This window comes from Siphonobacter sp. BAB-5385, assembly GCF_002261125.1.
Taxonomy (GTDB): Bacteria; Bacteroidota; Bacteroidia; order Cytophagales; family Spirosomataceae; genus Siphonobacter.
The window spans coordinates 45,625-54,586 of record NZ_NMPS01000224.1 but is presented as its reverse complement, the minus strand read 5'-3'; the positions used below and the strand labels follow the sequence as shown (position 1 = coordinate 54,586).

8 protein-coding genes are annotated in these 8,962 nt (G+C 44.4%); 3 read left to right on the top strand and 5 right to left on the bottom strand.

The genetic code is table 11. The annotated features are described in order from the left end of the window. A partial coding sequence (locus tag BWI93_RS23985) for a PAS domain-containing protein (RefSeq protein ID WP_141217583.1) occupies positions 1 to 333 on the bottom strand: 333 nt, incomplete at its 3' end. A 970-nt stretch (positions 334 to 1,303) separates the two neighbouring features. Between BWI93_RS23985 and BWI93_RS23980 the strand changes: the two genes are divergently transcribed. After that, positions 1,304 to 1,621, top strand: coding sequence for a Na+/H+ antiporter NhaA (locus BWI93_RS23980; protein ID WP_094816156.1), 318 nt, complete (start codon positions 1,304 to 1,306; stop codon positions 1,619 to 1,621). Positions 1,622 to 2,578: 957 nt separating this feature from the next. On the opposite strand, the gene BWI93_RS23970 is transcribed toward BWI93_RS23980, so the two are convergent. Then, a complete protein-coding gene (locus BWI93_RS23970; RefSeq protein WP_094816152.1) occupies positions 2,579 to 4,627 on the bottom strand; it encodes a PAS domain-containing sensor histidine kinase in 2,049 nt (682 codons plus the stop codon). 1,509 nt (positions 4,628 to 6,136) lie between these two features. On the opposite strand from BWI93_RS23970, the gene BWI93_RS23960 reads away from it, so the two are divergent. Then, a complete protein-coding gene (locus tag BWI93_RS23960) occupies positions 6,137 to 7,225 on the top strand; it encodes a helix-turn-helix domain-containing protein (protein ID WP_094816148.1) in 1,089 nt (362 codons plus the stop codon). Positions 7,226 to 7,284: 59 nt separating this feature from the next. Beyond that, the gene (locus BWI93_RS23955; protein ID WP_094816146.1) at positions 7,285 to 7,782 is read left to right on the top strand and encodes a Fic family protein; all 498 of its coding nucleotides are present in this window, start codon (positions 7,285 to 7,287) and stop codon (positions 7,780 to 7,782) included. 217 nt (positions 7,783 to 7,999) lie between these two features. Here BWI93_RS23955 and BWI93_RS23950 read toward each other — a convergent pair whose 3' ends face one another. Genes BWI93_RS23950 through BWI93_RS23940 form a run of 3 tightly spaced genes read right to left on the bottom strand, consistent with a single transcriptional unit; the run spans position 8,000 to position 8,942 of the window. Further along, positions 8,000 to 8,383, bottom strand: coding sequence for a DUF2255 family protein (locus BWI93_RS23950; RefSeq protein WP_094816162.1), 384 nt, complete (start codon positions 8,381 to 8,383; stop codon positions 8,000 to 8,002). Between the two features lie 40 nt (positions 8,384 to 8,423). Then, the gene (locus BWI93_RS23945) at positions 8,424 to 8,660 is read right to left on the bottom strand and encodes a tautomerase family protein (RefSeq protein WP_094816144.1); all 237 of its coding nucleotides are present in this window, start codon (positions 8,658 to 8,660) and stop codon (positions 8,424 to 8,426) included. 3 nt (positions 8,661 to 8,663) lie between these two features. Then, entirely contained in the window at positions 8,664 to 8,942 is a 279-nt protein-coding gene (locus BWI93_RS23940; protein ID WP_255158043.1) for a cupin domain-containing protein, read from the bottom strand. Positions 8,943 to 8,962 lie beyond the last annotated feature (20 nt).

The window sequence follows — 8,962 nt, the reverse complement described above, 5'->3', positions numbered from 1 at the left end:
CGTCGCCCGCACGTTGGTCCACCGCCAGCCACCCGTAGGTGAGCGTAGACGAAACTCCGCGTTTACGGGTTGACGTAGTCTGGCCGCCTCCTGCCACTGCGAAAGGGCATATTCCTGATCGTCGGGATGCACCGCTTTGGCCCATCCCTCGCCCAGCCATTCTTCTAACGATTGACCAGTGTAGGCTCGCCAGCTGGGCGAATCGGTAGTAACCATACCCTTCGCATCGGTTTCCCAGAAGGCCTGGGCAAAGGACTCCATGAAGATTTGGTACTCCAGGGCTGAGAGAGCCGGCTGTGAGCTATTCTCTGCGGATTGAGAAGCAGAATTCATGCGAGATGAGAATGTAGAGGTTGGAAGGAAAACGTAACCTAGTAAAAGACTAGGCCAAATGATGCTGACGGGGATCCACACGAAGTAAATTAAAACTCCAGCTCAATCAGCAGTAAGGTGAATTTATTGTCATATATCAATTAAAAAGAAGGTATTAAGGGCGTATGCAACACTTTAGGATTTACTTTACGTATTAGCCTATACGAGGTTTAGATATCTATCTACTTTCCGCCTGTAACCCTTACATTTTAGGGTATTGATCCGACTAAATTAATGCTAGAGCGACTAATCCTATTCCCTTTATCTTTGTAGCGTTGGGGTTAGTAATGGCTAACCGACCTTAGTTACGCCTTTAGGTAGGGTAAGATTTTTTATCGGCGGTTGAAAATCTACTTGGCTAGTAGGCTGATTCATTCGGGGGATTTGAATCTACCTACGAACGGAGTCCTGCGTAAAGGGGTTGCTACCGGGTTCACGCTCCAAGTAGCTTTATTGCTGGTTACCTGTCAGGCCCCATCTAAAGAAAGCTTGCTTAGGGAATCTAAACAAGCTTTCTTTTTGCCCGTTATTCAAATGATCGGAGTAGCTCTAGCTTCTTAGCAAACGTGCGGTTAAATGGTAAGACTTTACTAAGCTCCGGCTCCTAGGCCTCAAACTCACGTTTGAAGTCTTCATGGGCCTTTAAAATGATCTCTTCTTATATTTGCCAAACAAGCAGCACATGAGTCTATAAATCGAAGCATACATACAAAAACGTGCTTATTTTTGTATGTAGGCTTTTTCAACCGATGCCTTTTTTACTGTTTATTCCTCCTGTTTCCGTAAGTATTCGTCAGCCCAAGGACCCTTTATTCTTATCTTTACTACTCAATCTTTGCCTTCTATAAGGCTTTACTTTCGCCTTCCATTGGGGGCTTCCTTAAGGCCTTAAGGCTATCTTTACCGCTGCAACCATTGATTCGAGGCGAAGATGAGCCAAACACCCATTGATGTGGTCGTTCGACCCATTAGCAAATTCATCCACCAGGAGTATACGAGTGGTATCGTTTTATTTTTAAGCGTTGTGGCAGCCCTGTTCTGGGCGAATTCACCCGGGGCAGAATCCTACCACCACGTTTGGGAAACCAGTCTCTCCGTGGGCGTTGCCCAGCACGTTTTTGATCACCCCTTACACATCTGGATCAACGATGGCCTGATGGCCGTTTTCTTCTTTGTCATTGGTCTGGAACTCAAGCGGGAGTTCATGGCAGGAGAACTCTCCGCGACTAATGGATTGAATAACCTTTGAAGCGTCATCCTGATCTTCTTCTAAGCTGAAGCGTTGTCGCACCAGGCGACTCAAACGGGTAAAAAAGGAAGGTGATGAAGGGGTAAAAGACATGCAATCAAAACAAGTTCAGTACGAAGATTAGTGGACTGCCCAGACAAGTGGCTTCCATCAAGTTAACTATTTGCTTAACTAAGAGCAAGCCAAAGAGTTATGATCTTTTCTGATTAATGGACCCGCAAAACAAGTCATTGAGCAGTCAGGCTTTTGTTCCGGCACTCATCTGATTTACTAGCAAATCCCCTACCCCATGTAGCCAGACACCCTTTGTATACAGCACCTATAAACGTGATCTGAGCATACTTTACTGACTGATCAGACCTTTTTTCAAAATGAAAATCATCTTGTCATTTTGAAAAAATTTCCTTTAAAAATTAATAGGTTTTATAAAGTAAACTGCTGAAAATCAGCCATTATTTCTTTTCGCTTAACGACAGGCACAATTTTACCTCTAAGGTTGCTAAAAAGCAACAACAATGGATACTGCTGAGAAGAACATAACTGCTGATCGTGGCTCCTCTTTTATCGCATCGGAACGAAGAAATTCTATTGCCCGGTTAAGGCAATTTGCCAGATTCAATAAACGGTTCACGGGTTTTCACCTGATCTTGGCCTATTATGGATTGATCATTCTGGCAGGTATGATCTATCAAATTGCTCGGCATTTCCACGTATAATGCAGCCCGCTTCCATCTAGTAAGAAGCTAGTATTTTTGGTAGAAATCTTATGATCAAACTCCCCTGATTATATTATTTTTCGCTTTTACGGTAAAGGTTATTTATTGTTAGGCTAGAATTTTCTATTGCTTTATTTGCATAAACTTGGGAACTGACCGCTAAGTATGCCTAGCCACATTCATTCATCAGGGCAGATTCTGCGTTAAAACCGCCCTTCGGTATAACGCCTTACCTGCACTGCTACTGGTAAGCGGGCAGATACACATAAAAGGTTGAGCCTTTCCCAGGTTGGCTGCTTACGGAAATAGCCCCGCCATGGCTTTCTACGACCCGCTGACAAATCGCCAACCCTATGCCTGTACCCTCATATTCGTTTTTATCATGTAAACGTTGGAATACTTCAAAAATGCGATCTGCATATTGCTCATCAAATCCTAGGCCTTGATCGGCAACGCTAATTTGATAGAACCATTGGGCTTGACTGGTAGGCGAAATGTTCATCGGTAACTGCTGACGCTGTAGTCGCTGATAGGCAATATGAATGACGGGTACCTTTTCTGGGGATGTATATTTTAGTGCATTGGAAAGTAAATTCTGAAAGAGTTGATGAAGATGTAACTCATCCCCTACTACAGTAATGGAAGCATCTACAGTTATTTGAGCTTTTCTTTCTAGGATGGGGATGGACAGGGTATCTAAAACCTGATCGAGTATTGCATCTATAGAAACCTGCGTGAAATCTTGTTGCCGGGTCACGACCTGCGAATAACTCAGTAAGTCCTTTATCAGCGAAGACATTCGGCTGGTAGCAGCCTGGATACGACTTAAATGATGACTAGCTTTTTCATTCGCTCCGATTTCTTCTTCTCGTGCTAATAGTCTGGTAAATACTTGAATTTTACGAAGAGGCTCCTGTAAATCATGACTGGCTACGTAAGCAAACTGCTGCAGGTGATCATTGGAGCGTTTGAGATCGTAATTCGCTGCTACCAGTGCCTGGGTTCTTTCCTCCACCCGCTGCTCAAGCTCACTGGCTAATTCTTTATAACGCTGTTTACTCAGGCGAAGGGCTTCTTCAGCCTGTTTAATTTCGGTAACGTCCGTATTGACAGCCACCGCCGCAACTACTTTGCCATCGATTAGAACGGGAGCTGCTGCACAACGAACCACGCGTTCCTGCTGACTTGTGCGGTGACGTACGAGCACATCCTGAATGATTCGTTGTCCCCCCAATGCCTTAGCAAAGGCTTGCTCAGAAGCAGGGATGATGGCACGGGTTTGATAGTCTCTCGTCTGAATTTCCTGAGCTAGCGTGGCAATGTTGCGATTCAGGTCTTCACGTGTGGCATACCCTAGTTGATCCAAAGCCACCTGGTTAGCTAAGCTGATCCCTTCCATACCGCCGATGTAAACACCATCCAAGATACTTTCTAAAACGGAACGTAGCAGAGTCTCATTCTTACGCAGGTCTTCTTCAGCTCGTTTACGCTGGGTTGTGTCAATAAAAGCGGCTACGCCTAGCTGTACCTTCCCTTGAGCATTCAAGACGGGAACACTATTAACCGAAGCATACGCCCAGGTATGATCTGCCCGACGTAATTTAACTTCAACTCCTTCGACTGTTTCCGCGTGCCGCAGTGTCCGCACCATTGGTATTTGTTCCAGAGCAATAGGGTCGTTAGTCAACGGATCAAACAGCTGCCCAGTTTGATAAAATTCCAGATCCTTACTCTCCCTAAGCGTATGCATGAACATACGTTCCATTTGCGGATTGCCATACAGCAACTTTTCGGTTGCATCGGCAATCAAAATGCCTACCGGGAGATGATCGAGAATCGTTTGAAGCTGGAGTTGTTGTTGCTCCAGGTCTTCAGCAAGCTTTTTTTCTTCGGTGATGTCTTGAGCGATCCCTGAAAAACGATAGGCCACGCCACGTTCATCAAAGTAAGCCTTTCCCTGACAGCGTAGCAAACGCAGGCGTTTGTCTTCCGCTCCAATGGTTCGAAATTCAATCATATATTGACCGCCAGAGGCCGGATTCAAAGCCCATTGGACGGCTTGATCCACTCGCTGTTGATCTTCCTTGTGCATGTAGGAAAGCACCTGATCATAAGAAACAACAGCATCTTTGCAAAACCCATAGAGTTCCTTACAACGTTCATCCCACCAAACCTGTTGATGGATGATGTCTAAATCCCAGGTACCGATGCCCGCAGCCTGTAAAGCAAATTGGAGCCGTTGGTTTTCTTCAGTAGAATTAGTGGAAAAAGCGGATTCCTGGTTAAGCACGACGAGCCATTTTTATATGAAAAATTGACGTAAGATACTATTAAAAAATGAGTAATAGTAGAATAAGTTACTACTTATCAATCAAAAGTATGAATCACTCCATCCGACCGGTTCAATTCAATTCTGCCCATTTTATAGGTTCTCAATGATCATGCAGATTTAAGCGTTGTACTAGCCTTACTAGGAGGAAGTTCACATAGGGCGAAATGCTATCAACTCCTCTGGGAAACCAGACTATTTTTGATCACCCTTACCCCTTCATCAACGATGGTCTGATAGCTATTTTCCTTTGGTTCTGGCACTCAAGCGGAATGGTCTATACCTTGAAAAATGCAAAAGGCCTGCTTAAGGAGATCCTTAAGCAGGCCTTTCATAAGGTTCAATGTCAATCTAACGTGAACTAACAATAAGCAGAAGGTAGAAGACTAACGGCTACGTAGTTAGATCCTTTTGGTCAGGCAAAGCTCCGTCAGTCATTAGGTCACTTTCCCCCTTTCAACCCAAATGACTGACGGAGATCGGCTCTTCGCATCAAGTAAAGAGTTTAACCTTGCCCTGCTTGATTCGGTAGAAGCGAAGTCCAACATCAAACCCCTGCCTCACAAGTTGGATCAAAGGTAGCAAGCTGAATGGTAGGAAACATAGGTGCAATTTACCCCAATTGCACCCCCTAAAAACAGGGGGATACCCCTACTTGTAGGGGTCTTAACTGGTTAGTTTAAGCCTGTTTAACTTAAAAATGAAACGTTTACCTTTGTGGAGCAGTGGGTTAAACAACATTTAGTCCCTGCTCCTTTGGGCAGGTTGAGGCTCTATAGTGGCGGCTTAGGAGTCTGCTTCGTCAGGTGAATTAGGATCAAACGTAGTATTTATTCAACTGATGAAGCACTGCGAAAGGATTTAGATAAGTCAATGAAGCGTTGAAAAACTGTATGCATTATTTATAACTAATTTGCTTGAATAAATCCCCAAAAAGGCCTGCCTGGATATTTCCCCAGGTGGGCCTTTTATTGCGTAGTCGTCATAGCATGTTACTTAACTCATGCACAGGTGAACAGCTCCTATAAGCTCAAAACAGGTTCCGTTCCATCCAGCATTAGGGTAAGTTATTTATAGGTGACATGTCCTGGGAGTTAGCCTGCGATGCCAGCTGTGAGTCCTAAGCATAGGTTTTGAGCAGATTTTTTCGCGAAACTTCCCGAAGGACATACACTTCACGCCGAAATTATTCTATAAAAGCTAGACGGCTTGCCAACTATGCCATGCTCATGAAAGGTGCATTCTAATCTGTAACCATTTACAGAAGTTGTTTGTAAAAGGCCATAGGATTATTGTCATTTCTCTTATATTGGTCACTTTTGAGAAATAACCGTTTTAGCCTAACTATTGATTAGTCCTTTTATCAATTACAGATCCATTCGTAATTTTCAGACGATTGATTCATTTACAAGATGAAAGTAAAAAATTTGAGAAAAGAGCTTATTTTCAAGTTCATTTTTCAACACCTTCATGAGTTTACCCATTGATTTAGAAAGTCTTATTAATCATACCTCGGTCGAGTCAGACCGCGTTGAGTTCAAAGAAGGCTGGAATCCGAATGCCATTTACCGCAGTATCTGTGCCTTTGCTAACGACTTTGATAACTTGGGAGGCGGGTATATTATCGTCGGGATTGAGGAAAGGGATGGCATTGCTCAGCGTCCGGTTAAGGGACTGCCATTGGAGCAATTGGATAAGATCCAACGGGAAATGATCGGATTCAATCAACTCATTCGGCCCGAATACTACCCCAGGCTTTTCATTGAAGACGTAGATCAAAAGAAGCTATTGGTGATCTGGATACCAGGAAGCTCTAATCGGCCTCACCAGGTACCGGAAGTTATTACCGATAAGCAGAAGACCTTTCACTATTATATTCGCAAGTATGCCAATTCCGTCAAAGCTTCTCTGCCCGAGCAACAGGAACTCATTAGTTTAGCCAATCAAATACCCTTTGATGATCGCCCCAATACGCAGGCCAGCTTGGACGATATTTCTTTATTCTGGATCAGAGAGTACTTGCAGCAAACGAATAGCCGGCTCTTGGATAACCTGGAACAAACCGCTAAGCGGGATTTACTCCAGCAGATGGCTTTGCTTTCTGGACCCATAGAGCAAGAATTCCCTCGTAACGTCTCCTTGATGCTTTTCTCGGAGCGGCCCGATCGGTTCTTCCCTTATACCTATATCGAAGTAGTCCGGTACACCCAGGGCCCCGCCGATCGAGACTTCACCGAAACTCGCTTTACTGGACCCGTTCACCATCAGATCAGGCAACTCACCGATTATATGGTTTCACAGGTACTTTTAGAGAAGGTGATCAAGCTCGAATCCCAGGCAGAATCAATTCGGGTCTTCAATTACCCCTTGATTGCTTTACAAGAAGCCATTGCTAACTGCATTTTCCACCGGGATTATCAGGTCAGAGAACCCATTAAGGTATTTATCCATCCAGATAAGATTATACTTTTTAATTCGGGAGGGCCTGATCGGTCTGTAAAGCTGGATGATCTACGCCTTGGGCACCCCAGACCTAAACGGTATCGGAATCGAAGATAGGCGATTTCCTGAAAGCCTTACGACTGACGGAAGGTCATGCCACGGGTATAGCTTTGATTATGAAATCTTTGAAGCAGAACGGCTCCCCAGTGGCTGAATTTGACGTTGATGACGAGCGTACGTACTTTGAAGTCACCTTTCCCATACATCCTGAATTCACCAAGAAAGAAGAAAAGATTTCCGTTAATTTCCGGCCACTGAAAACGGATGCATTATTAAAATATTATCTAGATCATATCTTCGCTAACGAAGAAATTCCACTCTCTCAAGAACAGATTAAAACCTATAAGTCGGTAGTAGAAAAACTAGAGCCTCTTTCGCTTGCCATTATTTCAGCCATGGCTAATAATCCCCCCATGAAAAGAAAAGAGGTTTTAAAAGGGATTGGCTTGAGTAATCAGACTAAGAATGTGGAACGGTACCTAGAGCCATTACTTGTATTAAAAATAGTTAGTCAAGTTATCAAAACAAGACCTAATAGTCCATTACAGCGGTATATGCTTACCGAAAGAGGAAAGAATATGGCTCGTTGGCTAGCGGAAGAGAATCAAAAGTAACTAAGCAGTAACTAAGCAGTAACTAAGCTTAACTACTAAAGGAGAAGATGCACCGGACTATATCCTAATTTGTGTAATGCTTAACATAATTCAAGTTATGCAACAAGCATAAATGGAATAAAACTAGACAATCGGAATCGCTCATTTGCAACTGCTGCAATGAGCGATTCCGATTGTCTGGAACTGGCAAGACTTTCACTTCGTATTTTATTCGGCCCTATCGGGCCAGGATGCGAATGGTGGCTTGCTTTGTGCGTTCGCTGAGCATGGGGGCCAAATACGGGCTGCCCGTATATTTAGCCGCATAGGCCTGATCAATGGCCGCATCCAGATTCCTTGAGACCGTTTCGAAGGTTACATCAGTTACCTTACCTGCTGCATGGATGCGGCCGATCTGCATTTGCACGGCTGATCGATACCAACTGCTGGATTTACCGTTATAGGCACGCACATACAAATTCCCATCCACCACAACTGACCATATCCAAGTCGGCGTGCCAAAACTTACTCCGTCAGCACGAAGAGGCGAAATTTTCAAGTCATCAGCTTGGTCGATAAGCTGTAGTTCTTGGGCCGGAAACTTGTTTTCGTTACTGCTCATCATTTTATATAGTTAAAGCAAGCGGATAGATACAGCCTGCTCACTTGCGGTAATCTTTGTAACCAGGTGCTTTGTAGAGAATGTCTTTTTTACCCATGATCTCCTGCTCGTAAACCGTATCGAACCAGCTCTTAGTAGAAAAGTCCTCAATGGTCACCGAATAAGATTCATCACCATAACCGATTACCTCACGTGCGGCTTTGATCAAGGCCAGGGCCAGCTTCTGTTTCTGTTCCTCGGTCTTTCCTTCCAAAAGCTTTATAGCTAAGTGTGGCATATTTTAAGGTTTTTGGTATTGCTCTTCACTGACTTGTTCCATCCAGGTGACGACCTGTCCGTCCACTGCTTCCTGGATGGCAATATGACTCATGGCCTTGCTGCTAGAAGCACCATGCCAGTGCTTTTCGTTGGGTTCAAAATACACCACATCACCCGGTTGTATCTCCTGAATGGGTCCACCTTCCTTTTGCACCCATCCAAGGCCCGAAACCACAATAAGGGTTTGGCCCGCCGGATGCGTATGCCAGGCTGTCCTTGCTCCGGGCTCGAAAGTGACCAGTGAACCTGATCCAACCGTAG

What these genes read in the sequence shown, in the direction of transcription:
- BWI93_RS23980 (WP_094816156.1), top strand. Translation starts at nt 1,304, where the DNA reads ATGAGCCAAACACCCATTGATGTGGTCGTTCGACCCATTAGCAAATTC.
- BWI93_RS23960 (WP_094816148.1), top strand. Translation starts at nt 6,137, where the DNA reads ATGAGTTTACCCATTGATTTAGAAAGTCTTATTAATCATACCTCGGTC.
- BWI93_RS23955 (WP_094816146.1), top strand. Translation starts at nt 7,285, where the DNA reads ATGAAATCTTTGAAGCAGAACGGCTCCCCAGTGGCTGAATTTGACGTT.
- BWI93_RS23950 (WP_094816162.1), bottom strand. Translation starts at nt 8,383, where the DNA reads ATGAGCAGTAACGAAAACAAGTTTCCGGCCCAAGAACTACAGCTTATC.
- BWI93_RS23945 (WP_094816144.1), bottom strand. Translation starts at nt 8,660, where the DNA reads ATGCCACACTTAGCTATAAAGCTTTTGGAAGGAAAGACCGAGGAACAG.